Annotated in this window: 21 protein-coding genes and 2 pseudogenes; 11 read left to right on the top strand and 12 right to left on the bottom strand. The window is 72.8% G+C overall.

The annotated features are described in order from the left end of the window. Positions 1–89: 89 nt before the first annotated feature. Positions 90–839 (top strand): flavodoxin family protein, encoded by a 750-nt coding sequence (locus CRP52_RS36460; RefSeq protein ID WP_097241120.1) that lies wholly within the window; start codon positions 90–92, stop codon positions 837–839. Positions 840–1032: 193 nt separating this feature from the next. After that, positions 1033–4101: a hypothetical protein gene (locus CRP52_RS36465; RefSeq protein ID WP_097241121.1), complete on the top strand. Its 3069-nt coding sequence runs from the start codon at positions 1033–1035 to the stop codon at positions 4099–4101. 58 nt (positions 4102–4159) lie between these two features. Here the strand turns inward: CRP52_RS36465 and gltX are convergent. Further along, positions 4160–5535, bottom strand: a pseudogene (gltX, locus tag CRP52_RS36470) (glutamate--tRNA ligase). Between the two features lie 152 nt (positions 5536–5687). Continuing rightward, on the bottom strand, positions 5688–6779 hold the full coding sequence (locus tag CRP52_RS36475; RefSeq protein WP_097241122.1) for a vWA domain-containing protein: 1092 nt from the start codon (positions 6777–6779) through the stop codon (positions 5688–5690). 452 nt (positions 6780–7231) lie between these two features. Here CRP52_RS36475 and CRP52_RS36480 point away from each other — a divergent pair, with 452 nt between their 5' ends. Then, on the top strand, positions 7232–9880 hold the full coding sequence (locus CRP52_RS36480) for a hypothetical protein (RefSeq protein ID WP_257033256.1): 2649 nt from the start codon (positions 7232–7234) through the stop codon (positions 9878–9880). Positions 9881–10409: 529 nt separating this feature from the next. Here the strand turns inward: CRP52_RS36480 and CRP52_RS36485 are convergent. The 4 genes and pseudogenes from CRP52_RS36485 to fabV all read right to left on the bottom strand — a co-directional run bounded on the left by CRP52_RS36485 (position 10410) and on the right by fabV (position 13323). Then, positions 10410–11189 (bottom strand): class I SAM-dependent methyltransferase, encoded by a 780-nt coding sequence (locus CRP52_RS36485; RefSeq protein WP_097241124.1) that lies wholly within the window; start codon positions 11187–11189, stop codon positions 10410–10412. A 288-nt stretch (positions 11190–11477) separates the two neighbouring features. Continuing rightward, positions 11478–11621, bottom strand: a pseudogene (locus CRP52_RS41010) (transposase); the annotation flags it as partial. 7 nt (positions 11622–11628) lie between these two features. After that, positions 11629–11904, bottom strand: coding sequence for a hypothetical protein (locus CRP52_RS36495; RefSeq protein WP_097241125.1), 276 nt, complete (start codon positions 11902–11904; stop codon positions 11629–11631). Between the two features lie 204 nt (positions 11905–12108). Then, complete coding sequence (gene fabV, locus CRP52_RS36500) at positions 12109–13323, bottom strand: enoyl-[acyl-carrier-protein] reductase FabV (protein ID WP_097241126.1); 1215 nt, start codon at positions 13321–13323, stop codon at positions 12109–12111. 305 nt (positions 13324–13628) lie between these two features. Between fabV and CRP52_RS40280 the strand changes: the two genes are divergently transcribed. The 3 genes from CRP52_RS40280 (at position 13629) to CRP52_RS36510 (ending at position 15455) form a co-directional block, all read left to right on the top strand. Beyond that, positions 13629–13757 carry a hypothetical protein gene (locus tag CRP52_RS40280; protein ID WP_257033239.1) on the top strand — a complete coding sequence of 43 codons (129 nt, stop codon included), beginning with the start codon at positions 13629–13631 and terminating at the stop codon, positions 13755–13757. After that, entirely contained in the window at positions 13754–14920 is a 1167-nt protein-coding gene (locus CRP52_RS36505) for a protein-L-isoaspartate O-methyltransferase family protein (RefSeq protein WP_257033240.1), read from the top strand. The genes CRP52_RS40280 and CRP52_RS36505 overlap by 4 nt, the downstream gene beginning before the upstream one ends. A gap of 76 nt (positions 14921–14996) precedes the next feature. Continuing rightward, a complete protein-coding gene (locus tag CRP52_RS36510; protein WP_306458946.1) occupies positions 14997–15455 on the top strand; it encodes a kinase in 459 nt (152 codons plus the stop codon). Positions 15456–15621: 166 nt separating this feature from the next. Here CRP52_RS36510 and CRP52_RS36515 read toward each other — a convergent pair whose 3' ends face one another. The 4 genes from CRP52_RS36515 to CRP52_RS36530 all read right to left on the bottom strand — a co-directional run bounded on the left by CRP52_RS36515 (position 15622) and on the right by CRP52_RS36530 (position 18792). Beyond that, positions 15622–15894: a hypothetical protein gene (locus CRP52_RS36515; protein ID WP_097241127.1), complete on the bottom strand. Its 273-nt coding sequence runs from the start codon at positions 15892–15894 to the stop codon at positions 15622–15624. 124 nt (positions 15895–16018) lie between these two features. Continuing rightward, positions 16019–16918 (bottom strand): hypothetical protein, encoded by a 900-nt coding sequence (locus CRP52_RS36520; protein WP_097241128.1) that lies wholly within the window; start codon positions 16916–16918, stop codon positions 16019–16021. Continuing rightward, complete coding sequence (locus CRP52_RS36525; RefSeq protein WP_097241129.1) at positions 16807–17652, bottom strand: hypothetical protein; 846 nt, start codon at positions 17650–17652, stop codon at positions 16807–16809. Before CRP52_RS36525 ends, CRP52_RS36520 begins: the two co-directional genes overlap by 112 nt. A gap of 105 nt (positions 17653–17757) precedes the next feature. Then, positions 17758–18792 (bottom strand): GlxA family transcriptional regulator, encoded by a 1035-nt coding sequence (locus tag CRP52_RS36530; RefSeq protein ID WP_097241130.1) that lies wholly within the window; start codon positions 18790–18792, stop codon positions 17758–17760. Positions 18793–18845: 53 nt separating this feature from the next. On the opposite strand from CRP52_RS36530, the gene CRP52_RS36535 reads away from it, so the two are divergent. Beyond that, positions 18846–19277 (top strand): cupin domain-containing protein, encoded by a 432-nt coding sequence (locus tag CRP52_RS36535; RefSeq protein ID WP_097241131.1) that lies wholly within the window; start codon positions 18846–18848, stop codon positions 19275–19277. A gap of 85 nt (positions 19278–19362) precedes the next feature. On the opposite strand, the gene CRP52_RS36540 is transcribed toward CRP52_RS36535, so the two are convergent. Next, positions 19363–20364, bottom strand: coding sequence for a hypothetical protein (locus CRP52_RS36540; RefSeq protein ID WP_257033241.1), 1002 nt, complete (start codon positions 20362–20364; stop codon positions 19363–19365). Positions 20365–20372: 8 nt separating this feature from the next. Continuing rightward, a complete protein-coding gene (locus tag CRP52_RS36545) occupies positions 20373–20912 on the bottom strand; it encodes a carboxymuconolactone decarboxylase family protein (RefSeq protein ID WP_097241132.1) in 540 nt (179 codons plus the stop codon). Between the two features lie 710 nt (positions 20913–21622). Between CRP52_RS36545 and CRP52_RS36550 the strand changes: the two genes are divergently transcribed. The 4 genes from CRP52_RS36550 to CRP52_RS36565 all read left to right on the top strand — a co-directional run bounded on the left by CRP52_RS36550 (position 21623) and on the right by CRP52_RS36565 (position 26289). After that, on the top strand, positions 21623–23596 hold the full coding sequence (locus CRP52_RS36550) for a putative Ig domain-containing protein (protein WP_097241196.1): 1974 nt from the start codon (positions 21623–21625) through the stop codon (positions 23594–23596). A 179-nt stretch (positions 23597–23775) separates the two neighbouring features. Further along, positions 23776–25026: a threonine/serine exporter family protein gene (locus CRP52_RS36555; RefSeq protein ID WP_097241133.1), complete on the top strand. Its 1251-nt coding sequence runs from the start codon at positions 23776–23778 to the stop codon at positions 25024–25026. A gap of 176 nt (positions 25027–25202) precedes the next feature. Next, positions 25203–25664: a hypothetical protein gene (locus tag CRP52_RS36560; RefSeq protein WP_097241134.1), complete on the top strand. Its 462-nt coding sequence runs from the start codon at positions 25203–25205 to the stop codon at positions 25662–25664. 40 nt (positions 25665–25704) lie between these two features. Next, positions 25705–26289, top strand: coding sequence for a hypothetical protein (locus CRP52_RS36565; protein ID WP_097241135.1), 585 nt, complete (start codon positions 25705–25707; stop codon positions 26287–26289). Positions 26290–26314: the final 25 nt, after the last annotated feature.

Here is a 26314-nt window from a genome sequence, read left to right on the forward strand (position 1 = left end):
TCGGAGTTCGGCGTTGATGCGGTGGGGTGCGTGGGGGTGTGATGGGTGGGCAGCAGCGAGTTCCCGAGCAATGGAAGTAGTGAACAGGCATGGCAGTCAAGGACGTTGGCGTCGGCGTGGACAATGAGGAGGCGCCGGCGGTCACGGTGGCGGTGGTCTACCACTCGGTGCACGGACACACCCGGGTGTTGGCCGAGCACCTTGCCGAGGGGGCGCGGCTGGTGCCGGGGGCCCGGGTGCACCTGGTGGAGGTGCGGGCCGAGGATGTGGTCGCGGGGCGTTGGCACGATGCGGAGGTGTTGGCGCTGCTGGAGCGCTCCGATGCGATCGTGCTGGGGTGTCCGACGCTGATGGGCAGTGTGTCGGCGGTGTTCAAGGCGTTCATGGAGGCGGCGTTCACGCCGTTCGTCACGCAGGCGTGGAAGGACAAGCTGGCCGGCGGGTTCACCATGTCCGCCTCGCAGAGTGGCGACAAGCTGGCGGTGCTGGAGCAACTGGCGGTCTTCGCTGCGCAGTTGGGGATGCAGTGGATCGGCGTGGGGGACATGCCGGGCAACAACTGGAGCGGTGGCTCGCGCGACGACGTGAACCGGCTGGGCTCGTGGCTGGGCCTGATGAGCCAGAGCCACGCCGACCAGGGCCCGGAGCAGGCCGGGTCGCGCGGTGACCTGATCACCGCGCGGCGGTACGGCGAGCGGATCGCCCGGCTGACGCAGCGCTGGGTCAACGCCGTGCCGTACGAGACCGATCGGATGACGGAGCACGAGGCCCGGGCCCTGTCGGCCTCCCTGCGGTCGGCCGGAACGGAGGCGGCCGGAACGGAGGCGGCCGGGGCCTGACCAGGCCCGACCAGGCTTGACCAGGCAGAAGGAGCTGCGGCGGCCGGGCGTCGACGAGGCCGTTCGTATCCACCCTCTATGATCCAGCCCTGGGGGGACAGGTCGCTGGGCTGGTACGACACCGCTGTGTCCGCTCTCCCTTCGGCGGCGCGGGACCGCGTCGCCGATCCGACGAGCGGGAGACGAACTCTCGGTGATACCCACTCAACGCCTGGGCCGCGGGCTGCTGGCCGGCGCCTCGGCGCTCGCGCTGGCGCTGCTGCCGGCGGGCCTCGCGCCCGTGACGGCCGCCGCCGCGCCGTCCGACGTTTCAGCCGGGGACGGGTCCGGGCCGACGCCGGTGGACCTCGATGCCACGCGCGCCTTCTCGGACACCTTCCGGCTGGACCCGGCCCTGGACACCGACCCGCTGTACGGGCTGAACGTCGGGCTCGACGCCCGGCAGTCGCCGCCCGCCGGTCAGCACGGGATCTCCTACACCCGGGTCTCCGGCCGCTGGGACACCTCGGTGGCGCCCGACCAGTGGTTCGTCCAGACCAGCCACCCGGATCACCCCAACAAGCTGCTGTTCGCCAAGGGCGTCTCCGCGGTGATGCTCGGCGCGCCGGCCGTCGCGGACGACAGCGGCCACTACACCGTCTCGACGGTCATCGACCCGGTCGTCGGGGACACCGGCGGCAGTGACTGGGGCTCGATCGTGCTGAGCCGCAGCCACCGCAGCAACGGTTACGTCACCGGCGGCGACGTCGACCTCGGCCTGACCGTCACCTCGGGCGGCAAGCTCGCCCTGTTCCACGGCGGCAGCGGCGAGACTCCCTTCTGGACCGGCACGGTGGCGCCCACGGCGCAGTACGCCGTCTCGCTGACCGTCTCCACCGGCGCCGACCGCGCCGTCACCCTGACGGTCAACGGCACCCCGTTCACCGTCTCCGCGCCGGCCGGGGTGACCCGCTGGCCGGGCAGCGAGTTCCTCTACCTCGGCGCCTACCTCTCCAGCGGGGACCGCGTCACCACCTTCGGCGACGGCGCCGGTCACGGCCTGAACGTCAGCCGGATCGACACCACGGCCACCCGCAGCGCCAAGCCGTTCGTCGACACCTTCGACGGCGCGCCCAACGCCACTGCCGACTTCGGCCTCAACCGGGACCTCAGCGCCCGCCAGCCGAGCCTGGTCTCGGCGAACTACAGCGCCGTCTCGGGTGTCAAGGGCCTGGCCGTCGACCCGCCGGCGGGCTCGGTGCAGGTCAACAGCCCGGCCCACCCGAACGTGCTCTCGTTCCCGAAGGGCACCTCGGCCGTCCGGCTGAACAGGCCGGCCACCTCGGACGTCCCGACCGGCGCCTACACGGTGCACGCCGTCCTGACACCGGTCGTCGGCAGCACCCCGGGCGCCGGCAGCGCCGCCGGCCAGGACTGGGCCTCGCTCGCCGTCAGCAACGCCTCGGGCGGCACGGGTGCCGTGGACGCCGAGGACGTCGCGATCGGCCTGCGCGTCCAGGCCGACGGCGGGCTGACACTCTTCCAGGGCGGCACCCCGACCGCACTGGCCGCCGTCCCGCCGAATGCCGTCCCGACCGCCGCCCGGCCGGCCGGCTCCTACGAGGTGTCGCTCACCCTGGCCACCGGCGACCGGCAGCAGGCGACCGTGAAGGTCAACGGCGCGACGGTCTTCTCCGGCCGCACCGCCGCCCAGCTGCCCCGCGACGGCTACGTCTCGCTCGGCGCCCACCACTCGGCGGCCGGCCAGGTCACCACGGTGGACGGCCTGCGGGTCACCATGCTGGGCGGGCTCGGCTACTACGGGTTCTTCGACATCCGGGATCCGAACTCGCCGAACTACGGCGCCAACCACGCGCCGGAGGTGGCGCAGTGGACCAACTTCAACAACTACCTGCGCGACCAGGACCGCCGTCTGGAGTTCCTGGACCAGTGCCTGCCGGGCTCCTGCGTGATCGACCTCAACCAGGAGACGGTGGTCCCGCGCTCGCCCAATGACTGGCAGGTCAACCCGAACCCGAACGCCGCGCAGAACCTGCTCGACCTGGTGCAGCGCATCGGTTCGAACATCGACAAGATCGGCGCCGTCGACATGACGGACGAGGCCTACTCGCACGGTCTGAGCGCCGACGAGGTCATGACGCAGGCCCAGCAGATCAGGGCCGCGTTCCCGGACAAGCTGCTGATCATGAGCCTCGACCGCTGGAACGCCGAGCAGACCGCGCCGATCCCGTCCACCGTCGACATCGTCGGCTTCGACTACTACTGCAAGGGCCGGCACGAGGTGCAGTGGCGGCTGGACCACCTGAAGACCTTCCTCTCCTCGCCGGACCAGCACCTGATGCTCTTCCCGGAGTCCACCAACCAGACCGGCATCGCCGACAACTGCTTCCCCGACCGGACCGACGCCGACGTCGCGGCGTTCAACGCCGAGTACCGCGGGATCGCCGCGCAGGACCCGCGCGTCGTCTACCTGCAGAACTTCCGCTGGCTGGGCCCGGACCAGCCGGCCAAGGTGCCGCTGACCGTCGCGGCGCAGAAGCGGATCGGCGCGGCCGTGGTCAACGCCACGCCCACGCCGGTGCCCGCCTCGGTGGGCGTCTACCGGCCGTCCGACGGCAGCTTCGGCGAGGCCGCCCACAACGGCTGGTACACCGGCCAGAGCGTGTTCGGCGGCGGCGGCAACGCCGTCCCGCTGACCGGCCACTGGAACGGGCCGGGCACCGACACCGTCGGCGTCTACCACCCCGAAACGGCGACCTTCCAGCTGTCGAACGACAACGCCACCGTGGCCGCCACCTTCCCCTTCGGGATCCCCGGTGACGTCCCGCTGGTCGGCGACTGGAGCGGGCAGGGACGGACCACGGTCGGCGTCTACCGGCCCGGCGAGCAGGTCTTCTACCTGTCCGACGACAACGTCACCGTCAAGTACCGGATCAAGCTGGGCAACGCGGGCTGGAAGCCGCTGGTCGGCGACTGGGACGGCAACGGCACCACCACCGTCGCCGTCTACGACCCGCAGACCCAGACCTTCTACCTGAACGACTCCAACCAGACGGAGCACCCGCGGCCTGGCGTCAGGTTCGGCAACCCCGGCGACGTTCCCGTCAAGGGCGACTGGGACGGCACCGGCAAGGAGACCATCGGCGTCTACCGGCCCGGTGACCAGACCTTCTACGGGGCCGCCGAGAACTCCGACCTGGTGATCTACAGCAAGCAGTTCGGCAACCCGGGCGACGTCCCGCTGGTGGGCACCTGGGGCTGACGGGCCTCCTGTTCGGATGACTGCGGCAGGGCGCCCCGGAAGGATCGCCCCGCCGCAGTCACCCGATCGCCAGCCGCCGTACGGCGGCGTCCAGACGGGCCAGGGTGCGGTCACGGCCCAGGACCGCCAGGGACTCGAACAGCGGCAGGCCCACCGTCCGGCCGGTCACCGCCACCCGCACCGGCGCCTGGGCCTTGCCCAGCTTCAGCCCGTGCTCGGCGGCCACCGCCTCCAGCGCCGCCCGCAGCTCCCCGGCCTCCCAGGGCCGCGTCGCGGCGAGCCGTTCCCGGGCCGTGCGCAGCAGGGCGGCCGAGCGGTCCCCGTCCTTCATCGCCTTCGCCCAGGAGGCCTCGTCGCGCACCGGCTCGGGCAGGAAGAGGAAGTCGACCTGCTGGACGATCTCGCCGAGCACCGCGATCCGGGACTGGGCGAGCGGGGCGAGGACGGCGAAGGCCTGCGGGTCGAAGTCCTCGGCCGCCCACGGCACTTCGGGTGCGGTGAGCCACGGGCGGCAGGCCGCGGTGAACTCCTCCTCCCCCATCGCCCGCAGGTACTCGCCGTTGAAGGAGCGCAGCTTCGCCACGTCGAAGTACGCCGAGGCGGCGTTGACGTCCGCCACCCGGAAGGACTGCTCCAGCTCGGCGTAGGGGCGCAGCTCCACGTCGTCCTTCGGCCCCCAGCCCAGCAGCATCAGGTAGTTGACCATCGCCTCGGGCAGGTAGCCGTCCGCCAGGTAGTCCTCCAGCGCGACCTTGTCCCGGCGCTTGGACAGCTTCTGCCGCTTCTCGTTCACGATCACCGGCAGGTGCGCCCAGACCGGCGGCACCGCCCCGAGCGCCTCCCACAGCAGCTGCTGCTTGGGCGTGTTCGACAGGTGCTCCTCGCCGCGGACGACCTGGGTGATGCCCTGCTCCAGGTCGTCGACGACGTTGGCGAGCAGGAACACCGGGCTGCCGTCGCCCCGGGCGATCACGAAGTCCTCGATGGCGGAGTTGGGGAAGGCGGGCTCCCCGCGGATCAGGTCCACCACGACGGTGGCGCCCTCGTCCGGGGTGCGGAAGCGCAGGGCGCGCCCCCCGGCGGGGCCCAGGCCCCGCTCCCGGCAGAAGCCGTCGTACCCGAGCTGCGCCGAGCCGGTGCGCTCGGCCAGCTCCTCGCGGGTGCAGTCGCAGTGGTAGGCGCGGCCGGCGGCGTGCAGCTTCTCGGCGGCGGCACGGTGCCGTTCGGCGTTCGCGGACTGGAAGTAGGGCCCTCGAAGGCCGGGTCGCCCGCGTGGATGCCGATCGCGGCGAGGGCGCTGATGATGCCCGCGGTCCATTCGGGCCGGTTGCGGGCGGCGTCGGTGTCCTCGATCCGCAGCACGAAGGTGCCGCCCTGCTGTCGCGCCGTCGCCCAGTTGTACAGGGCCGAACGGGCGCCGCCGACGTGGAACATGCCGGTGGGGCTCGGGGCGAATCGGACACGGACGGGACGGGAGGCCTCGGTCATGCACGGAGCGTAGCGGTGACCGGGCCGTCACCGGGAACGGTTTCGTCCCGGGTCGCCCCTCGCGTACAGCCGGCTGCTGCGGCCGGCTCGTGCAGCTGCTACAGCATGACGAGCAGCTTGGTGTCCGGCACCAGCTTGCGGTTGACGGAGGTCGACTGGACGAACACGGTGTACGACGGGTTGTCGCCCGGCTTCACCGTGACCTCCGAGTCCGGCAGGCCGAGGAGCCGGCGGGCCGCCGGGCCGGAGAAGACGCGGCCCGTCATCCGGCCGGTGTCCGGGTCCTTCTCCGCCACGGCGAGCTGCTTGCTGCCCTGGATCTTCTCGCGCTTGGACAGCTCGTAGAAGGCGCAGCCGGTGGTGTACGGGTGCCCGGTGCTGGTGACGAAGTCGCGGATCGGCGTCTGCCGGTCGACCGGTATCAGGATGTACTTGCCGGAGTCCAGGGCGTCGAGGTTGGCCGCGACGTCGGCGGTGCTCAGGTCCTGGCCCATGGCGAAGAGGTTCCTGGTGCCGCGCACGCCCTGCTCGCGGCCGCGCAGGAAGCTGGTGGCGGCCGACTTGACCGTGCCGATGGCCTCCTCGACGCCCTCGCTGGAGTCCGCGTCCCAGATCGCGATGTTGCCCGCGGGGAAGCCGTACTCCTGGGCGGTGCGCTTGGCCAGGGAGTTGGGGACGAGGATCGCCGAGGTCCAGTGGTCGGGGAGGTCGTCCATGGCGCCGTGGATGCGGTCCTTCCACGTGCGCAGGACCTTCGCGCCCTGGCTGCCGGTCATGCGGGTGTGCATCTGGCCGTTCTGCGAGTAGCCGGAGGCGTTCTCCTCGCCGTCGGTGACGACGACCTGGAGGAAGGAGTGCTCCCCGTACCCCTCCCAGATGTTCTTCAGGTCGTCGACGGACTTGATCGCTGCCTCGATCAGCGCCGTCGCGCCGTTGTCGACCCCGTAGAGGCCCCGAAGGGACGGCAGGTGCTTGACGTCCATGTCCCAGACCAGGTTCTGCACCTCGTGGTCGAAGGCGTAGAGGCTGATCCGGGTCTCGTGCCCGAGCCGGTCCGACTCCTCCTGCAGGCCCTTCACGAACTCGTCCACGACGCGGATGAGTTGGGCCTCGTGCCGGCGCATCGAGCCGGACTTGTCGACCACCAGCGAGACGTGGTTGACCTTGTGCTTGATCCTGTTCGCGGACATGCTTCTACCCCTCGTGTCGACGCTCTCGTGACGCCTTTTCGGCGCCTTTCCGGCGCTCCCTCCGACGTGCTTCCCACTCTATGAGGAGGCACTGACAAGGCCGGATTCCCCGTCGGATCGCTGACGGAGGATCAGTAGGGTGAGCCCGGACCGGTACCGGAGTGCAGAGGCGGGAGTCGGGGAGAGCGATGGCTGGATCGAAGGAACAGCGCGGCTGGATAGGCCGGTTGCTCGGCGGCGGCCGCCGTCCGCGCGCCGGGCGTGACACGCCGCCCGCTCAGGCCGTATCGGGGCAGGGCGTACCGGGGCAGGGCGTACCGGGGCAGGCCGCACCGGACCGGACCGCCGCTCCCGGCTCGGCCGCCGGATCGGCCGCCGGCTTGGCCCCCGTTTCGGCCCCCGGATCGGCTGCCGGTGAGGACCCACAGGCGTGGACCAGGCCCGCGGAGTTGGTGGACCTGTCCTCGCTGCCCCCGCACCTGGCCGAGGCCCTGGTCGGCGTCGCGGCGACGATCGACCAGGCCGACCAGGCACGCGCGGACGGCGACCGGGAGGAGGCCGAACGCCTGCTGCGCGGCGCGGTCGAGTCGGTGGTCGACCCCTACCGGCAGCTGGCCGAGGAACGGCTCGGGACGCTGCTGTCCGAGAACGGCGAGGTCGAGGAGGCCGTCGCCCTGTGGCTGCGCGCGGCCGAGGGGCCCGACCCCGGCCTGCGCCAGGCCGTCAAGGTCTACCTGGGGTCCATCCCCTTCTCCGATGCCCGGTTCCTGGTGAACGCCGAACCGGCGACCGTACAGGCCCTGATTCCCCAGGCCTGGGGCTTCGGGCGGCTGGGCGCCGCGGTGTACCAGGCCTCCGCCCACCGGCACCGGGACGCCTGCCCCGCGGTGCGCCGCCAGCTGCTGGCGCTGGACGCCGCCCGGTACGGGGAGCCCGAGCTGGCGGCCCGGATCGACGCCGTGCCGGTGGCCGACGAGGGCTCCCCGCGCCGGCGCGTCGAGTGGGCCAGCGGCACCCAACTCGGCGGCTGCCGCTGGAGCGTGGCCGGTCACCCGCAGGGGGTGTCGGCGGTCGCCGTGGGAGCTGCGGCCCGGGCCTCGGTCGTGGTCACCGGTGGGGACGACGGCACCGTGTGCCTGTGGGACCTGGCCACCGGCGACCCGGTCGGCGAGCCGATGGCCGACCACACCGGGCCGGTCTACGCCGTGGCGACGGCCGACCTGGACGGCCGCCCGGTGGCGCTGTCGGCCGGCACCGACCAGGACGTACGGATCTGGGACCTGACGACGCACCGGCTCCTGCACCCGCCGTTGGCCGGGCACACCGACTGGGTGACCGGCGTCGCCACGGCCGCGCTGCGCGGCCGCCCGGTGGCCGTCACCTGCGGCGACGACCGCAGCGTCCGGGTCTGGGACCTGGCGACCGGCGACCCGGTCGGCCGGCCGATGAGCGAGCTGGCCGACCGCGGCAACCCCCGTCTGGGCAGGCTGACGGCGGTGGCCACGACGGAGCTCGGCCGCCGGACCGTCGCGGTCACCGGTGACTTCGCCGGGACCGTCCGGGTGTGGGACCTCGAGAAGGGCCGCCAGCTGCGGAGGCCCCTGGCCACGGGGACCGGCGCGGTGCAGTCGCTGGCCGTACTGCCGGTCGGCGGCCGCCCGACGGCCGTCGTCGGCGGGTCCGACGGCACGGCCACGCTGTGGGACCTGGAGACGGGCGCACAGGTCGGCGAGAGCCTTGCCGGCTCGACCCCGTGGGACCAGACGGTGGCGGCGGCCCAGACCGGGGCCGGCCCGGTGGTGGTCACCAGCGACCACACCGGCATCGTGCGGCTCTGGGATCCGGCCACCGGACGCCAGACCGCCCAGGCCTTCGCCGGCCCCCTCGGCGAGACGCGGGCGCTGGCCCTGACCGTGACGGACGGGCGGCCGGTGGTCCTCGTCGGCACCGACGACGGCAGGGTCCACCGCTGGGATCCGGCCACCGACGGCCGCCCCGTCGGCCACCCGCTGCCCGGTCACGGCGCCCCGGTGACGGCGGTGACGGCGGTGACGGCCGTGACGACGGGCGAGGGCACCACGGTGGTGGTCAGCGCCAGTTGGGACGAAACGGTACGCCTCTGGGACCTCGCCACCGGCGCCGAAACGGGCCTGCCGCTCACAGGGGACGGCGACGACGACGGCACCGAGGGCGGGTACGACGAGGACACGTACGACGCCGAGGACGACGACGCGTACGACGACGAGAACAGCGACGAGGACGACACCGATCACGGGTACGGCGGCGGCGACGCGGTGCGCGCGCTGGCGACGGCGGTGATCGACGGGCGTCCCGTGGTGCTCACCGCCTGGCACGACACCGAGCTCCGGCTCTGGGATCCGGCCAGCGGAACCCTCCCGGGCAACCCCCTCCCCCACGACGCCGAGGTGGACGCCGTGGCGACGGCGACGCTCGACGGCCGCCCGGTCGCCGTCACCGGCAGCACGGAGGGTGACGTCCGGGTCTGGGACCTCACCACCGGCGAGGACCTGCACGGCCCCCTGACCGGACACGAATCCGAGGTGATCGCGGTGGCCACCACGACCATCGACGGCCGCCCGGTCGCGGTCACGGCGGACGAAGAAACGGTACGGCTGTGGGACCTGGCCTCCGGCGCGCCGATCGGCACCCCGCTCGGGGTTCCGCTCGGCACCCCGCTCGCCCTGCCGGAGGCCGAAGACACTCCCTGCATCGAGACGCTGGCAACGGCCCTGGTCGACGGCCGCCCGGTGGTGGCAGTGGGCAGCGACGACGGCCTGGTCCACCTCTGGGACCTGACCACCCGTGCCCTCACCGGCCCGCCCCTGCGCACCGCCGACGACGGCCCCACCGCGCTGACCACCACCCAGGTCGCAGGCCGACCCGCCCTCATCACCGGCACCACCGACGGCACCGTCCGCACCTGGGACCTGGCCACCCTCGACCCGATCGGCCCCGACCTGGTCCTGCCCTTTCCGGTCCACGCCCTGGCCACGGCCCCGGCGGACCGGCTGATCGTCGGATTCGGCTGGGAGGTCGGCGTCTTCCGCCTGCTCACCCCCGGAGCACCAACCGACGCGTGACCCCGTCCGCCGGCAGCACCGCTCCGCACGGCAACGGCCTCCCCCGTCCTGAGACGGGGGAGGCCGGATTCCCGTCGACCCTGGCACACGTCGCGTCGTCACCGATGGCGCCCGCCCGCTGCATGATCCGGCAGGAGTCCTTGCCTCTCTGATCCAGACATGCGGATCATGACCATCCCATCAGGGCATTCGGGCGGTTCCAATTCCCGACTCCACCATTGGCGATCTACCTGCAGGTGGTTCGGCTGCTGGTGGGTGGCCAGCAGCCGGTCGACGAACTCCAGCTTCGGCTTGCGGCCGGCTCCCTCCGCCCGGCGCCGCTCGCCGCCCCGCTGTCGACCAAGTTCCGACTCACGCCGGGCCCACCAACGTGGCGACAACTCTCCGGGCAACTCACCGAGATGTCCGCGAGAGACCCCGGACAGGGCAGGATGGGAACAGGCCGCACGAGCCCAGGTAAGCGTCACAACTCACCCAACCCATGCGGCCCTTCTCGGGTCACGGCGCGAGCGGAACCGCGACGCAGGTATCAGGCCGGAACGGACCGGATCACAACCAACGAGCCGTCATAGAAAGGCTGTTGCCGCAGGGCGCCGAACCGGGCGTCCCAAGCTCCGCTGTCCAGGTCGCCCCGCAAATCCGCGGCGAATCGTTCGCGCGACTGCTCGTCGACGAAGCTCCACGCCGAGCACGCCTGCCGGGCACCGGGGTCGAGCAGCATCTCGGGGCGCGCGTAGTACGCCTCGTTGAAGCCGTCGGTGCAGTCGACGGGTATCGGCACCCGGGTCACCGTCGTGTGTCCGCCGAGAGTCTCGGTCAGATCCGCGATCACCGGATAACGGCGCGCCTCCGTGTCCAACACCTCCGGCGCGTACTCGTACAGCCAGAAGTCCCGAACGAGATCAGGGTCGCAGGTCAGCACGACGACGGGGCCGCGCGCCACCCGGCGCATCTCGCGCAGCCCTGCCTTGAAGTCGCTCCACTGGTGCACGCTGAAGGTGGTCATCGCCGCGTCGAACACGTCGTCGCCGAACGGCAGGTTCTCGGCCACAGCATCGACGGCGGCCGACAGGTGTGCGGGGCGCTGGGCACGCATCGACGCCGACGGCTCAACCGCCGTCACCTCCAGCGTCGCCGACTCGTATGACCCCGCCCCGGCCCCGACATTGACCACCGTGCGCGCCCCACCCAGGGCGGCGGTGATCGCCTGCTCGATCCTTGCGTCCGGCTGTCGGTAGGTGGCGTACCCGCCGCCTATCGTGCCGTAGTCCGCATCCCCTGCGCTGCCGTCCGCCCCGCGTTCGCTCATGATCCAAACCTAGCCACGCCGTCAACACTTCCATCCCGGCCACCGCGTCCCGGGCCGCCGACCGGAAACCCTCACTGAGCCTGTACCAGCAGATCATCGGTGACCGTCCGTGGCGTTCCGGTGGAGCAGACTCACCATGCTCCAGCACCAGCGCGAGCGATTACGGCGGGAGCTGTATGCCTTATCGCCGCCCAAGCGGTCGGGACGGGTACCTGGATGCCCACCGCCGAGGCGCTTTACCCGGATGCGTTCGAGGACTGGGATCAACTGCGGGCTATCGCTCCACTCATAGGCCGTTTTCCAGCTCCCGAACCGGTTCGGCAGATCCCGCCAAGGGACTCCTGTGCGGATCCGGAACAAGATCCCGTTGATCACTGTTCGGTGGTCACTCCAACGCCCGCCCCGGCCTCCGGACTTCGGCAGATGGGGCACAAGAGGATCAAAACGGAACCGACAGCCCGGCCTCGCGCAGTTGGGAGAGGGCTGTGGACATGCACTGCTGCACAGTCCTCCCATCGGCACGCAGGCCATGCTCCAAGGGACCGCCGCTGGCTGCGAACGTCCACGCCGGCGCGTTATCAGCCACCCTCTCGGCGTCAATCCTGACCATGGCATTCACGCCCTGCCCACCCAGCCATTCCAGGATGAGGAGTGTCACGTCCTCGATGCCACCATCCTGGTCGAACTCTGGCCGACGGCCCTGGTTTCCTGTCATTGCCCAGACTCTACCGAGGAGTCCGAAGCAGTCGGCATCCAGCGGTCAGGCCGGGAGGATCAGCCCCTGGTTTCCGTTCTGGCGAAGAGTTCAGCGCACTCGCCGGCGAAGGAACAGAGCTGGTCCACGACCTGCCGGTACTCCTGCGGACATCCGGCGCAGCCCGAGGGGAGCGGGGCCGAGCAGGATCAGCGGCACCGGGCGTCAGGGTGCCGGCGTGGGCCAGGGGACGTCGGTGGCCACCGCGGCCGTGTAGTCGACGCCCGGGACGGAGAACCCGTACAGGCGCCGGACCTCGGCGCGGAACCAGTCGAGGTCGGCGAGGCCCGCGATGGTCTCCGTGGTGGCGGCCGCCCAGCGTTCGGCGACGGCCGCCTGGACCTCGTCGGTGAGTTCCCAGCGGTCGAGGCGGATGCGGCCCTCGTCGTCCAGGGCGAGCGGGGCGGCGCCGGTGAGCTGGTCCCACAGGGCGGCGAGCTGACGCACCGGCGGGACCATCTCCTCCCCGAGCACGCCGCGCAGCAGGCCGGTGTAGAGGGCGATGCCGGGGACGGCGGTGGAGGACTGGGTGACGGCGGCGCCGTTGACGGAGGTCACGGCCCGTCCACCCACCGTCGTGCGGAGCCGCGCGTCCAGGGTGCGGGCGGTGGCCTCCAGGTGGGCCTTGGCCGCGCCGATGGTGCCCTGCCGGTAGATCGCCGCGGTCAGCGGCGAGCCGATGTACGACAGCGCGGCGGTGGTGAAGCCGTCGGCGAGCAGGCCCCGGCCGGCCAGGTGGTCGATCCAGCGCTCCCAGTCCGCGCCGCCCATCACGGCGACGGTCTGCTCGACGTCGTCGCCCTCGGCCGGTTCGGTCTCGACCTCGCGGACCTCGGGGACGCCCTGGTCGTCGAAGACGAGGGTCCTGGTGCGGGCGGCGCGGCCGATCGGCTTGAGGACGGAGGCGTAGCCGGCGCCAGTGTCGGGGTCGGTGCGCCGGGGTGCGGCCACCGAGTAGAGCAGGTAGTCCAGCCTGCCGCCGAAGCGCTGCTCCACGAGGTCGGCGACCTGCTCCTTCATCGCGTCGGAGAACGCGTCGCCGTTGAGGAAGACCAGCTCTCGCCCGGCGCTGCGGGCGAGCTCGGCGGTGGCGGCGGTGCGATACCAGCCGGCCGTGGCGGTCCGCCGTTCGGTGGGGGCCTTCTCGAAGGAGACGGCGATGCCGCGGATGCCGGCCCGCTTGAGCCCCGCGACGGTGGCCGCCAGGCCGTACCCGGCCGAGGAACCGATGACCAGCGCCACCGGCCCCGCTCCCTCCGGCGCCTCGGACGGGTCGGGGTAGGCCTGCCACATGTCGGTCACCACCCGCTCGCAGCCGGCCGGGTGGGAGTCGAGGAAGAGGAAGCCCCGGTTGCGGGGGACGGGAACGCGCTCGCTCACGATGGCAGTCAGTCCTTGGGTCGACGGTCCGGAAGCGCAGCGCCCAGCCGGACCGGGCCGCCGCGTCCCCGTCAGTCTGCGACAGGCCGGAGGGCGGGCGGTGTCCCCACCAGCAACAATGATCATGACCCGGTCTTGGAGTGTTCCACCACTTTCCCGGCCACGAGCCCGCCATCCGTCGGCACATCCCTCGGCGCACAACGGCCCTGCGGCGCGCCCGCGGTGCTCCCGCACGCCGTCTACCGCGCGGCAGAACGGGACGCGAGGATGGGCAGCCGATCACATCGCCTACGGGAAGGAGCAGCATGCAGCCGTCCAGGGGTGAGCACGAGAAGCCCGCACCCGATCCGGGGCAGGGAGACCCGCCGCCGGGCAACGCGGACGGGCAGGTCCCGGCCCCGCCGCCAGGCGACGGGAAGCACAAGAAGAAGTGACCGGCCGTCACAACACCGCCGCTCTGGACGCGCACCGAGCGGGCCAGGACGCGGCGATGGCGCAGGACGGGGCGTGGCCGGCCGACTCGCCTTGGGTGCGCGAGGCCATGGCCGTGCTGCCGCGCGACCGGTTCGCGCCGGACCGGCTGTGGCGCTGGGACGGCCGCGCCTACGAACCGCTCGACCGGGCGACCGATCCGCGCGGCTGGGCCGAGGAGCTGTACGGCGGCATCCACGCCCCGGCCGTCACCCGGCTCGACACCGGCGGCCTGCCGTCCTCCTCGCTGTCCGCGCCCGCCGTGGTCGCCGACATGCTGGACAGCCTCCTGCTGGAGCCCGGCCACCGGGTCTGGGACATCGGCGCCGGGCAGGGCTGGACCACCGCGCTCGCCGTCCACCGGGCCGGGCCCCGCCGGGTGGTCGCCACCGAACTCGACGCCGGGCTGGCCGAGTTCGCCCGCCGGCGACTGGCGGCCGCGGGCGCCGACGCCGAGGTGCTGACCGGCGACGCCACCCGGGACGGACCGCCCGGCGGCCGGCCGGTGGACCGGATCCACGCCGGCTACGCGGTGGAGGCCGTCCCCTGGGGCTGGGTGGAAGCCGTACGACCGGGCGGGCGGATCGTCTACCCGTGGGGCCGGCTGGGGCACGTCGCCCTCACCCGCGCCGAGGACGGCCGCAGCGCCGCCGGGTGGGTGCAGGGCCTCGCCCGGTTCATGGCCGACCGCACCGCCCCCGCGCCCGCCGGCCGCCTCGCCTACGCGGCAGTGCGCGGCGACGGCGAACCGCAGACGCGCAGCCCGGTGGACCGCGACCCGGCCCCGCTCGCGGACGACTGGCACCTGCGGTTCGCGATCCGGGTCGCCGTACCGGACGCGGTGCTGCTCACCGGCCGCGACCAGGACGGCGTCAACGCCTGGATCCACGACGGCGACCGCTCCTGGGCGGCCCTCACCGCCCGCGGCGACGGCACCGCCCTGCTCTTCCAAGGCGGCCCCCGCCCGATCGGCGACGAGGTGCTCACCGCCTGGTCCCAGTGGGACGCCCTCGGCCGCCCCAGCCGCTACGACTACGGCATCACCGTCACCCCCGACAGGCAGTGGGCCTGGCTCCACACCCCGGACGGCCCGCACTGGCCGATCGGAGTGTGCAGCCAGGCATGACGGGCAGCCAGGAGACGGTGCTGGTGGTGGTGCGCGCGGCCCGAGCGGCGCGGGGAAGTCGAGCGTCGCCGCGCGCCTGCGCACCGCGTACGGGCGTGGCCTGGCCGTCGTCGCCCAGGACCTGCTGCGCCGCACCGTGCTGCGCGAGCGGGACGTCCCCGGGGGCGCCAACATCGGCCTGATCGACGTGGTCGCGCGACATGCCCTCGACCACGGCTTCCACGTCGTCGTGGAGGGCGTCCTCGCCGCCGAGCGCTACCGGGAGATGCTGGCCCGGCTCGCCGCCGACCACCGGGGGCGCAGCCACCTCTACTACCTGGACGTCGACTTCGCGGAGACCGTCCGCCGACACGCCACCCGCCCGCAGGCCGCCGAGTTCTCCCCAGCGGCCATGGCCGACTGGTACCAGCCCTACGACCTCCTCCCGCACGGCCTCGAAGTCGTCATCGGCCAGCACAGCACCCTGGACAGGACGGTCGGACGGATCCTCGCCGACACCGCCCTCACCCCGCCCGGCTGGATGCCCCTCGCCTGAACCACGCCCCTGGGCCACGTTCCCGACACGGCCCCGCCCTGCCCGGTGAGCTCAGCTCCCAGAACCCCCGAGGAGCGCGGCGCGCTCCGATCGGAGCCAGGACCGCTCGGTCAGCATCTCGGTCTGCGCCGCCTACGGGGCACGGCCGCAGGCGGTCCGTCCTCGATCACCGGGTCGGCCCAGCGAGAACCTCGCCCTCGGCCCGGATGAGCCGTTCCCACCCGCTCGCCCGGATCTCGCCCAGGCTCGCCGGCCTGGTCAGCAGGTCCACGGTCACGAAGCCGTCCTCCGGCGCCCCTTCCCCGGGCGGCGCCCACCGACCGGCCATGCACTCCTCGCACTCCAGCAGCACACGCCCCCCGTCGGTGTCGACGGAGAAGACGACCAGCCCGTTCGAGCAGCACCAACACTCGACGCTGCTCCGAACTGCCTCGACCACGCGGTCCTCCCTCTCCCACCGGCGCCCGATCCTACCGACAGCGCCATCGGCCCCCGGCCACGCCCTCGTACGCCGGTCGAAGGCCCCGGCCCGGCGCTCACCGCGACGTCCGATCGGCGGGCGTTCACGCCGGGTCGGCCTGGTCGGTGGTGTCCAACAGTTCCTCGGAGAGGACTGCGAGCGCACCGGGTTCGAGGCGGAGCAGCGTCGGCAGGCACAGCTGCCAGTGTCCGATGACCAGGGCGTGGGCAAGGACGCGGCGGCCGTCGGCGGGTGGGAGGTCGGGGGCCATGGCGGCGAGTGCGCGGGCCTGCTCGGACGGGTCCGCGATCGACCGCGCAAGCTGCTCGGCGCGCCTCGGTTCGCCGGCCTTGGCGAGGTGATGGGCGACGGCTGCCAGCGCCTCGGCTTGGGGGCGGGGTTCGAGGATGAGTCGGGCCAGCTGCTCGGCCTGCTCCTGGTCGCCCAGGTCGAGGCAGGTCCGGACGGTCTCGGCGAGGGCCCTGGCTCTCGTCCGTGGTTGGTCGATGGTGTGGATGATCGACGCGGCTCGGTCGGGTGCGCCGGCTGCGGCGATCACCGACGCGACGTCGGCCAGGGTGGTCGCCCGCAGCGGCTCGGTGGTGATGGACCGGGCGAGTTCCTCGGCCCGCGGCAGGTCTCCCACCTGCGCGCAGGTACGGGCGATCTCGCTGATGGCCTGCTCCCGGTAGGGGGTGTTGGCGATCGAGTCGGCTGCCAGCTCGGCCTGTCCGAGGAGCCTCTTGCTCCGTGCGGAATCGCCGTTGCCGGCTACGGTCAGGGCGAGTGCGGCGAAGCCTCCGATACGCAGTTGTGGATGGGTGATCGCGCCGATGCTGCGTTCGGCCTGCTCGGGTTCGGCCGCCGCCTCCGCCCTGCGCGCCACGGCGATCAGGGCCTTGGCCTGCTGGTAGGGGTGGCTGATCTCCCGGGCGACCTGTTCGGCCCGGACCAGCTCGGCCCGGACCAGCTCGGCCCGGATCGGTTCGGCGCCGTCGTCCACCGGGTGGGCAGGCGTGGCCTCCTGCGCAGGCAGGGATGTGCTGCCGTCCGGGGCGGCGGCCGAAGTCGCTTGCCCCGTGCTCCGGTTGTCGACCGGAACCGTCGGTGGGCGTCCGCTGCCTCCGCCGTGCCGGCTGACGTGACGTGCCGGAGTCGAGCGACGGCGTGCGTACGATCGCTCTGGTCGACGCCTTCCATGCGGAGCTCCCGCACGGTGAGCGCGCTGAGGAGGCGCCAGGTCAGCTCGGTCCCGTCCGCTGACGCGGTGTCAATGCCGACATGGTGTGCAGCGGCGGCGACGACCTCGTCGAGGTACTCAAGTCGGCGCCGATTGGCCTGGTTGGTCCGTCCCGGGAACGCCACGGCCGAACGGAAGGCCCGTTCGTCCGCGACGTCCCGGGCGATGGTCGCCAGGTCGGCGATCTCCTTCACCTGAGCGTTGGAACCGGCGACGGTCAGACCGAGTTGCCACCGCCCCGAGGCCACCCGGGGCGCCTGGTCGCGAAGGACACGGAGGTAGGACCCGATCAGCTCGACCGAGGCGGTGTCGCTGGGAACGAAGGAGGGATCGCGCCGCACGCCGATCGACACGGTGCGCTCCGTACCGTCCGGCGCGAAGCCGGTCACCACGAAGTCGTCCACCGCGCTGACATCACTCGCCTGGAAGGCGACCTCGTGCGGTGTGACGTCGTCTCCGAGCTCGGTGAGCGGATCGCCGGTCAGCAGATGACTCAACAGCAGGGCGCCGTAACGGTGTTCCAGTACGGTCCCGCCACCACCCGTGGAGTACGGGCTTGCTCGTCTCTCGTCACGCTGGGAGCTGGCCGACACCCGGTCAGCCTAGTACTCCGACTGGTACCCCGACGAACCGTCGTTCCATCCCGTCGTGCCCTCGCGCCCGAACCGGCGCTTGTAGGCCGACGGGGTGATGCCCGTGTCGCGGCGCATCAGGGTGCGCAGGTTGGCGGCAGTGCCGAGCCCGCTGTGTCGCGCTACCAGCTCGAAGCGGTGCTCACCGCGTTCGATCAACCGGCAGGCCAGGGCGAGCCGTTCGCCGGTGATCCACTTCAGCGGGGTCGTGCCCAGCTGAGCCCGGAAGCGGCGGTGCAGTGTCGCCGGGCTGACGGCCGCCCGGGCCGCGAGGTCCGGGACGGTGAGGGGCGAGTCCAGCCGTTCCTGCGCCCAGGCCAGCACCGGTGCCAGGGATTCGTCGGGCTGGTCGGGCACGGGCCGCTCCACGAACTGGCGCTGGCCGCCATCCCGGTGTGCGGCGAAGACCAGCCGCCGGCTCACGGCGTTGGCCACCTCGGCGCCGTGGTCGCGGCGGACCACGTGGAGCCCCAGGTCGAGGGCGGCCGCGCTGCCCGCGGCGGTGAGGATGTCGCCGTCGTCCACGAACAGCACGTCCGGTTCGAGGTGGACGGAGGGGAAGCGGGCCCGGAAGGCGTCCGCCCACTGCCAGTGCGCGGTGGCCCTGCGTCCGTCGAGGACTCCGGCCTCGGCCAGGGTGAAGGCCCCGCTGCAGAAGCCGACCAGGCGCGCGCCGCGGGCGTGCGCACGCCGGACGGCGTCCAGCACCGCGGGGCGGCGGGGCACGTCGACGTCGGGACGGTTGGGGACGATCAGGGTGTCCGCGTCATCGGCCGCCGCCAGGTCGGCGACTTCCGTCAGTGTGAAGAACCCGTCCCGCATCCGGGTGCGCGGTTCGGGGGAGCAGAGCCGGAAGTCGTACAGCTCGCGGCCGATCTCCGGTCTGCGCAGGCCGAAGACCTCGGTCGCGCAGCCGAGTTCGAAGGGGTTCGAGTTCGCGTCCACGATCACGACCACCCGGTGCGGGCCCGCTGCGCGAGCTCGGTGCGAGGATCCTTGCGTCATGTGCGATTCCTAGCACTCACACCGGCCGGAGGGAACACCCCAGGATGGGGCCCATGAGCAACCAGCCCATCCCCCTCAGCCAGGCCCTGGCCTCCTTCGACGCGCTGTGGAGCCCCCGCATCGTCTCCCGCGTCAACGACTACGACGTCCGCATCGCCAAGGTGCAGGGCGACCACATCTGGCACGTCCACGACGACACCGACGAGTTCTTCCTGGTGCTCGACGGGGAGTTGCGCATCTCCCTGCGCGAGCCCGGGGGCGAAGCCGGCAGCGGGCCCGGCGCCGCGCCCGTGGTCGAGCGCACGGTCGTGCTGCCGCAAGGGTCGGTCTTCACCGTCCCGCGGGGCACGGAGCACAGGCCGTCCGCCCCGTCCGGTGCCTCGATCCTCATGTTCGAGCCGACCGGCACGCCCACCGTTGGCGACCGCCACGACGACATCCCCGACCACGTGGACGCGACGACCGGGCACGCCCTCGACGCGTGAACCCGGCGGCGGGGCCGGTCGGTGACCGGCCCCGCAACGGTGCCCCGGGTCCGCACCGGTGACCGGCCCCGCAACGGTGGCGGGGTCAGCCCCAGGGCGAGGGCGGGAACCAGAGGTACCCGAGCCTGGCCAGCATCCGGACGTCCCAGTACACGAGGGTGAAGACGCCGGCGACGAGGAAGGCCGCGGCGGTCAGGATGCTGATCCGGGTGGGGTCGGCGGCGAGGCGGCGTTGGAGGCGGCCGCCGGTGCCGCGGGCGAGCAGGAGGAAGAGCAGTGCCATGACCGCGATGTTGCCGATCGACTGGAGGAGGAACGCGCCGGCGCCGTAGAGCGGGTTGTGGGTGTTGGCGGCGTGCCGGAAGAGGTCACGGAAGAGCGGGTACGGCCGGCCGATCAGGAAGCCACCGATCAGGGCGCCGACGAGGACGAGCGGTGCGTTCGGGAAGCGGCGGGACAGTGCGGCCAGCGGATCCCTGATCAGGCCGACGGCGGCCAGGCCGAGCACGACCATCACGAGCCCGATCAGGCCGAAGGTCGCCATCGACTGGATCGAGCGGGGGGTCAGGCCCTTGCCCGCGGCCGTGGAGAACTGCGGCATGTGCGTGCCGGCGAGGCCGACCAGCGCCCCGTACGCGGCGGACACCGGTGCCATGCCCGCGAAGATCCAGCCGAGCGGCCGGGCGACGTGCAGGAGGCGGCCGCGCCGTGACGGGGTCTGTCCGACCAGCGGGCCGACGGCGCCGAAGGCCGCGATGTTGCAGGCGGTGAACGAGCCGGCCAGGCCGGAGACGAAGGCGAACAGGATGCCGGAGAGCACCCCGGTGATCGGCGTGCCGTGGGCGTCGTGCCCGAGCAGGGCGTCGGCGCTGCTGAAACCGATCTCGTCGTCGACGAGTTTCGCGTTCCAGGCGTACGCCAGCAGGAGCCCGCCGGCGGTGCCGAGCAGCAGGGTGGGCCAGCGGCGCGCGGGGAAGTCCCCGGTGACGAACAGTGAGGTGCGGGAGGGGCGGTGCCGCGGGCCGTGGCGGGCCGGTGTGCCGGACCGGCCCGACCGGCCCGACCGGCCCGACGCGAAGGTGCTCACCGGGCGGTTCAGTTGCCGCCGCCGTAGCCGGAGTCGACGATCCGCTTCGCCCCCTGGGCGTAGTACTCCGGGTCGTCGGGCAGGTCGGTGGCCAGGCCGTCGACGTACCGGTTGTACATGCAGAACGCGGCCGCGATCAGGACGGTGTCGTGGATCTCGGTGTCGCCGGCGCCGGCCTCGCGGGCGGCCGCCACCGCCTCCTTCGAGACCGGCCCGACCGCCCCCTGCACCTCCGCCGCGATCCGCAGCAGGGCCCGCATCCGGTCCGTCACCGGCGCGGTCGCGGGGTCGGCCAGGACCGCCTCCACCAGCTCCTCGCCGCCCTCCAACTGCGCTGCGGCGAAGGCGCTGTGGGCACCCGTACAGAAGCGGGTGCCGTTGAGCCGCGACACGTAGGCGGCGACCAGCTCGCGCTCGCCCCGGCTCATCGGCGCGGGGTTGCGCAGCAGCGCGTCGGCGAGCATCCCCAGCGGGGCGGCGGTGTCCGGGCGCAGGGTCAGCAGGCCGCTGATGCCCGGCAGACCGTTGTCGATGCTGATGTGCGGCACGGTGAACTCCCTTGTCGGGGAAGGATGGAGAGCGATCCATCAAGGATGGACAGCGCTCCATCGTCGTGACAGCCACACCGGTGCACCAACTTCGAGATTGCTCCGGTCCGTCGGATCCGGTGGTCAGTCGGTCCGCCCGGTCGAGGTCCGGGGCAGGCGGCAACTTCCGCCCCTTCCCGCCCACTTGCCCCGCCGCCACCTTCCGCGCCCGTCCCGGGGGGCCGCCGTCTCACTCCTTGGGCAATTCATGGGCAAAGCCCGGTAAAGGCTGCGAACGCCATCTTGAGGCCGTCGACGACCCGTCAGTAACGTCATGGTCACACCAACTCGCCGGCGGGGCCGTGCGAGCGGTGCGGTCACCGGCACGGACGTGGGACGGCACGTCGGAACGTCCCGTCCCGTCCTGTCCCGTCCTGCCACTGACACCAGGCACCAGGCACCAGGCACCAGGCACCAGGCACCAACACCCCGGGGCCCCAACTCCCGTCCAGCGCAAGCTCCAAGCCGGCCCGCGGCCATCCGCCGGGGCCGGCCCGCACATGCCGCGATCCGTCAGCACGGGCCCGAGCCCGTACCGGCGCACACCCCCCAATGCCGGCACCGGCCGCGCCCTCATCCCCACGGAGGGTCGATCCTTGCGCTTCAAGTCCCCCGGCAGGCCGCGCCTGCCCAGAGCCCGCAAGCTCCTCGCCGTCCTGCCCGCCCTGGCCATGGCCGGCGCCGGGCTGCTCGTCACCGCCCCCGGCGCCACGGCGGCCGCCACCGCGCCGCACTCCGGCGCGCACTCCAACGAGCCCGCCACCGCGACGACGACCGCGACCGCCGCGACGACGACCGCCCCCACCAAGCGGCTCTGCGCCGCCCCCACCCACCCCGGTGAGATGGCCTGCCTCGCTCTGGCCCGCACCGACATCGCCCAGCAGCCCGGCCTGGCACCGAACATCAACCCCTCCGGCTACGGCCCCAGCGACCTCACCTCCGCCTACAAGCTGCCCGCCTCGGCCGGCTCCGGAGCCACCGTCGCCATCGTCGACGCCAACGACGACCCCAACGCCGAGTCCGACCTCGCCACCTACCGCTCCCAGTACAACCTGCCCGCCTGCACCACCGCCAACGGCTGCTTCAAGAAGGTCGACCAGCGCGGCGGCACCAGCTACCCGACCGCCGACAGCGGCTGGGCCGGCGAGATCTCGCTCGACGTCGACATGGTCAGCGCGGTCTGCCCCAACTGCCACATCCTCCTCGTCGAAGCCGACAGCGCGACCATGGACAACCTGGGCGCCGCCGTCAACACGGCCGTCTCGCTCGGCGCCAAGTACGTCTCCAACAGCTACGGCGGCTCCGAGGACTCCACCGACCCCAGCTCGGACAGCAGCTACTTCTACCACCCCGGCGTCGCCATCACCGTCTCCTCCGGTGACTCCGGCTACGGCGTCGAGTACCCGGCCGCCTCGCAGTACGTCACCGCGGTCGGCGGCACCAGCCTCAACCGCGCCTCCAACACCCGCGGTTGGAGCGAGAGCGTGTGGGGAAGCAGCTCCGGCGGCAACGGCGCCGGCTCCGGCTGCTCCGCGTACGACGCCAAGCCGAGCTGGCAGCACGACACCGGCTGCGCCAAGCGCACCGTCGCCGACGTCTCCGCGGTCGCCGACCCGGCCACCGGCGTCGCCGTCTACCAGACGTACGGCGGCAGCGGCTGGAACGTCTACGGCGGCACCAGTGCCTCGTCCCCGATCATCGCCGCCGTCTACGCGCTGGCCGGCACTCCGGCCTCCGGCACCACCCCGGCCTCCTACCCGTACGCGCACACCGGCTCGCTGTTCGACGTGACCAGCGGCGCCAACGGCAGCTGCTCCCCGTCCTACCTCTGCACCGCCGGCAGCGGCTACGACGGCCCGACCGGGCTCGGCACCCCCAACGGCACCGCCGCCTTCACCAACGGCAGCACCGGCGGCAACACCGTCACCGTCACCAACCCGGGCAACCAGACCACCGCCCAGGGCGGCTCGGTCAGCCTGCAGATCCACGCCACCGACTCCGCCTCCGGCCAGACCCTCAGCTACAGCGCGAGCGGCCTGCCCACCGGGCTGTCCGTCAACTCCGGCACCGGCCTGATCACCGGCACCGCGAGCACGGCCGGCAGCTACACCGCGACGGTGACCGCCACCGACGCCACCGGCGCCAGCGGCTCCACCACCTTCGGCTGGACCGTCACCGGCACCGGCGGCGGCTGCACCGGCACCCAGCTGCTCGGCAACCCCGGCTTCGAGACCGGCAGCGCCTCCCCCTGGACGGCGACCAGCGGCGTCATCGACAACAGCAGCAGCGAGCCCGCGCACGGCGGCAGCTGGAAGGCCTGGCTCGACGGCTACGGCTCCAGCCACACCGACACGCTCGCCCAGACCGTCACCATCCCGTCCGGCTGCCGGGCCACCCTCAGCTTCTACCTGCACATCGACACGGGTGAGTCCGGCTCCACCGCTTACGACAAGCTGACCGTCCAGGCCGGCTCCACCACCCTGGCCACCTTCAGCAACGTCAACGCGGCCGCGGGCTACACCCTGCGCAGCTACGACCTCTCCGCCTTCGCCGGCCAGAGCGTCACCGTCAAGTTCACCGGCACCGAGGACTCCTCCCTCCAGACCAGCTTCGTCATCGACGACACCTCCCTCACCACTTCCTGACCGGTCCCCCGACGCCCGCAGGGGCCACAGGGATCACCGGGCCACAGGAACCATCGGGCCACAGGAACCGCGGGGGCCGCAGCGCGCGCAGGCGCTGCGGCCCCTGCGGCATTGCGCGTCATGCACCTCAGCGGCGCCCGCCCGGGGCGGCAAACCGACCGCATGCGACCATATCCGCCATGTTCAGCACATCTCCGCCGGATCGGGACACCTCCCCGCCCGACCCGCGACGCCGCCTCCTGCTCGAACTCGGTGCGGGCCTGTTGAGCGGCGGCCTGCCCGTCCACGACGTGGAGGAGGAGCTGCGCGGGCTCGGACGGGCCCTGGGGGCGCCCGACGTACGGGTCGCCGCCCTGACCACCGGGCTCTTCGTCGCGCTGGACGCGGACGACGCGGCCGCGTTCGAGCCCGTCGGCGCCGCGCTGCGGTTCGAGCAGACGGCCGACGTCCTCGACCTGGTGCACCGGCTGCGCGCGGGCGGACTCGACGGGCACCAGGCGCTGCGCGACCTGGACGCGATCCGCCGGGCGCCGGCCCGCTGGCCCGCCTGGGTCGCCGACCTGGGGATCCTGCCGGTCGGGGTCGGGCTCTGCCTCTACCTGCAGCCGGTGGCGGTGAACGTCCTCGTCACCGCGATCGGCTCGCTGATCGTGGTGGGCCTCACCATGACGGCCCGCCGACTGCGGCTGGTGCGACCGCTGCTGCCGGTCACCGCCGGCTTCCTGGTCTCCGTCCTCGTCCTGGCCGCCGCCCGCGCCTCGCTGCTGGACGGGCCGCTGCGCACGATCGTCGCCACCCTGGCGATCCTGCTGCCGGGCGGCCTCCTGGTGACCGGCCTGTCGGAGATCGCCGCGGGCGCGGCCAGCGCCGGGACGGCCCGGCTGGTGTCCGGCTCCGTCCAGCTGGCGCTCTTCCTCACCGGCGTGGTCGCCGCCGCCACCGCCACCGGCGTCCCCGCCTCCGCCCTGGCCAACACCCAGGTGGCGACGCCCAGTTGGTGGATGATCTGCCTGGGCCTGGCGCTCGCCGTGGCCGGCGTCGTGATCAACGTCAACACCCCGCCGACCGCCATCCCGTGGATCGTGGCGGTGATTGCGGTGACGGCCTGTGTGCAGGTCACGGTGACCACCGCCAACGGCGCGGCGGTCGGCGGCCTGGCCGGCGCGGTCACCGCCGCGGCCGCCGCCACCGTCGCGCACTGGCTGCGGCGCGGCTCCTCCTGGCAGGTGCTCTACCTCCCGGCCTTCTGGATCGTCGTCCCCGGCTCCTTCGGCCTGCTCAACACCGCGCAGATCGAGGTCGGCAACGGGGCGCACGCCGTCCTGACCGCCGTGTCGGCCGTGTTCGGCGTCTCCGTCGGCACCCTGATCGGCTCGGTGATCAGCCGCATCCCCCGGCCCACGGCCGCCCTACTGCACCTGCGGGCCTGACGGTACGGGCAGGACGACCCTGGCGAGCGGGCGGGCCGGCCGTCGGGCTGGGGGCTGGCGGGCGGCTTCGGGGGGCGCGCGACCCAGGGCGTGGCGTGCGCGGTCGCGCAACGGATCATGCACGGATTCCCGCGATTCCCCCACATGGCGGCACTCCGTGGGCGGATCATGTCCGTGTGCCGATCACCCCGAACCCGCCCCAGCATCAGTCCCAGTCCCAGCCCCCGACCGCCCGGCCCGCGAACGCCGCGACCGCGAGCACCGGGGCCGCGAGCTGGGAGGATCGGCTGGAGAGATGGGTCGAGGTGTGCGCCTCCCAACTGTCCTGGTGGGGCCACGACTTCACCGACGGTGCGTGGCCGGACACCGAGGACCTGGCCGTCCTGCTCACCCGCACTGTGCACGAGAGCGCCGAGTCCTCGGCACTGCGCCCGGCCCACCACGCCCTGACCGGCGCGCTCGGCTCCGTCCACGCCGCCGAACGCTGGCTGCTGCCCCCGTCCTGCGCCGCCGCCCCCGCCATGGCCTGCCGGCACCTGCGCGAGGCCGCCGACCTCCTGCGCACCGCCCGCCGCCAGCTGTCGGGCCCCGGTGCCATCGGGCCGACAGCCGTCGGCATCCCGCCGTCCTCCGGCTGAGCGCTTGACGGTCCCCGCGCGGTCCGCCTTTCCTGTCCCCATGGCGGAACCGACCTCCAGCGTCCTCGACGTGCTGACGGCGTCGATGGGTGCACTCCCCGTGTTCGACATCGCGTACTTCCTGCCGTGCGGGACGGTGAAGGACAGGGTGCTCAAGCACGACCTCCTGCACGTGCTCCTGATCGACCGGGCGTGGCCGGTGACCTTCCGGTTCGAGGACGAGTACTGCGCGGCCGTCGTCCAGGCCGTTCTGATGAGGGACAGCCGCGTGTCCGCCCGCTCGGTGACGCCGAACGGGCGGCCACCCGCGGCCACCGTCACCGCTACCGCACCCGTGCCCGCTTCCGTGCCCAGCCTGGACGAGATCCGGGAGGTGACCGTTCCCAGCGTGGTGGACTTCCTGAGGTTCGTGCTGGTCCGGCTCGGCCTGCGCGTCCCGGACGACTTCCGGCTGCCGGACGGCGACTTCGTCAGCGCGCACTACCGCCTGGGCCTGCGCTTCGCGGACGAGTTCCGGACCGAGTTCGGCGAGGACTACGCCTCGGTACCGGCCGACGTGCTGAAGGACCTCCCCTTCGCCGACGTGGCCCGGAGCTTCCGCCGCGCGGCCGGAGCCGCGCGCTAGGAGCTGTCCGGCCGATCTTGATGTG

The sequence above is a fragment of the Streptomyces sp. 1331.2 genome (genome assembly GCF_900199205.1).
Classification (GTDB): Bacteria; Actinomycetota; Actinomycetes; order Streptomycetales; family Streptomycetaceae; genus Kitasatospora.

What these genes read in the sequence shown, in the direction of transcription:
- CRP52_RS36460 (WP_097241120.1), top strand. Translation starts at nt 90, where the DNA reads ATGGCAGTCAAGGACGTTGGCGTCGGCGTGGACAATGAGGAGGCGCCG.
- CRP52_RS36475 (WP_097241122.1), bottom strand. Translation starts at nt 6,779, where the DNA reads ATGTCCGCGAACAGGATCAAGCACAAGGTCAACCACGTCTCGCTGGTG.
- CRP52_RS36485 (WP_097241124.1), bottom strand. Translation starts at nt 11,189, where the DNA reads ATGAGCGAACGCGGGGCGGACGGCAGCGCAGGGGATGCGGACTACGGC.
- CRP52_RS36495 (WP_097241125.1), bottom strand. Translation starts at nt 11,904, where the DNA reads ATGACAGGAAACCAGGGCCGTCGGCCAGAGTTCGACCAGGATGGTGGC.
- CRP52_RS40280 (WP_257033239.1), top strand. Translation starts at nt 13,629, where the DNA reads ATGCAGCCGTCCAGGGGTGAGCACGAGAAGCCCGCACCCGATCCGGGG.
- CRP52_RS36530 (WP_097241130.1), bottom strand. Translation starts at nt 18,792, where the DNA reads ATGACGCAAGGATCCTCGCACCGAGCTCGCGCAGCGGGCCCGCACCGG.
- CRP52_RS36535 (WP_097241131.1), top strand. Translation starts at nt 18,846, where the DNA reads ATGAGCAACCAGCCCATCCCCCTCAGCCAGGCCCTGGCCTCCTTCGAC.
- CRP52_RS36550 (WP_097241196.1), top strand. Translation starts at nt 21,623, where the DNA reads ATGGCCGGCGCCGGGCTGCTCGTCACCGCCCCCGGCGCCACGGCGGCC.
- CRP52_RS36555 (WP_097241133.1), top strand. Translation starts at nt 23,776, where the DNA reads ATGTTCAGCACATCTCCGCCGGATCGGGACACCTCCCCGCCCGACCCG.
- CRP52_RS36565 (WP_097241135.1), top strand. Translation starts at nt 25,705, where the DNA reads ATGGCGGAACCGACCTCCAGCGTCCTCGACGTGCTGACGGCGTCGATG.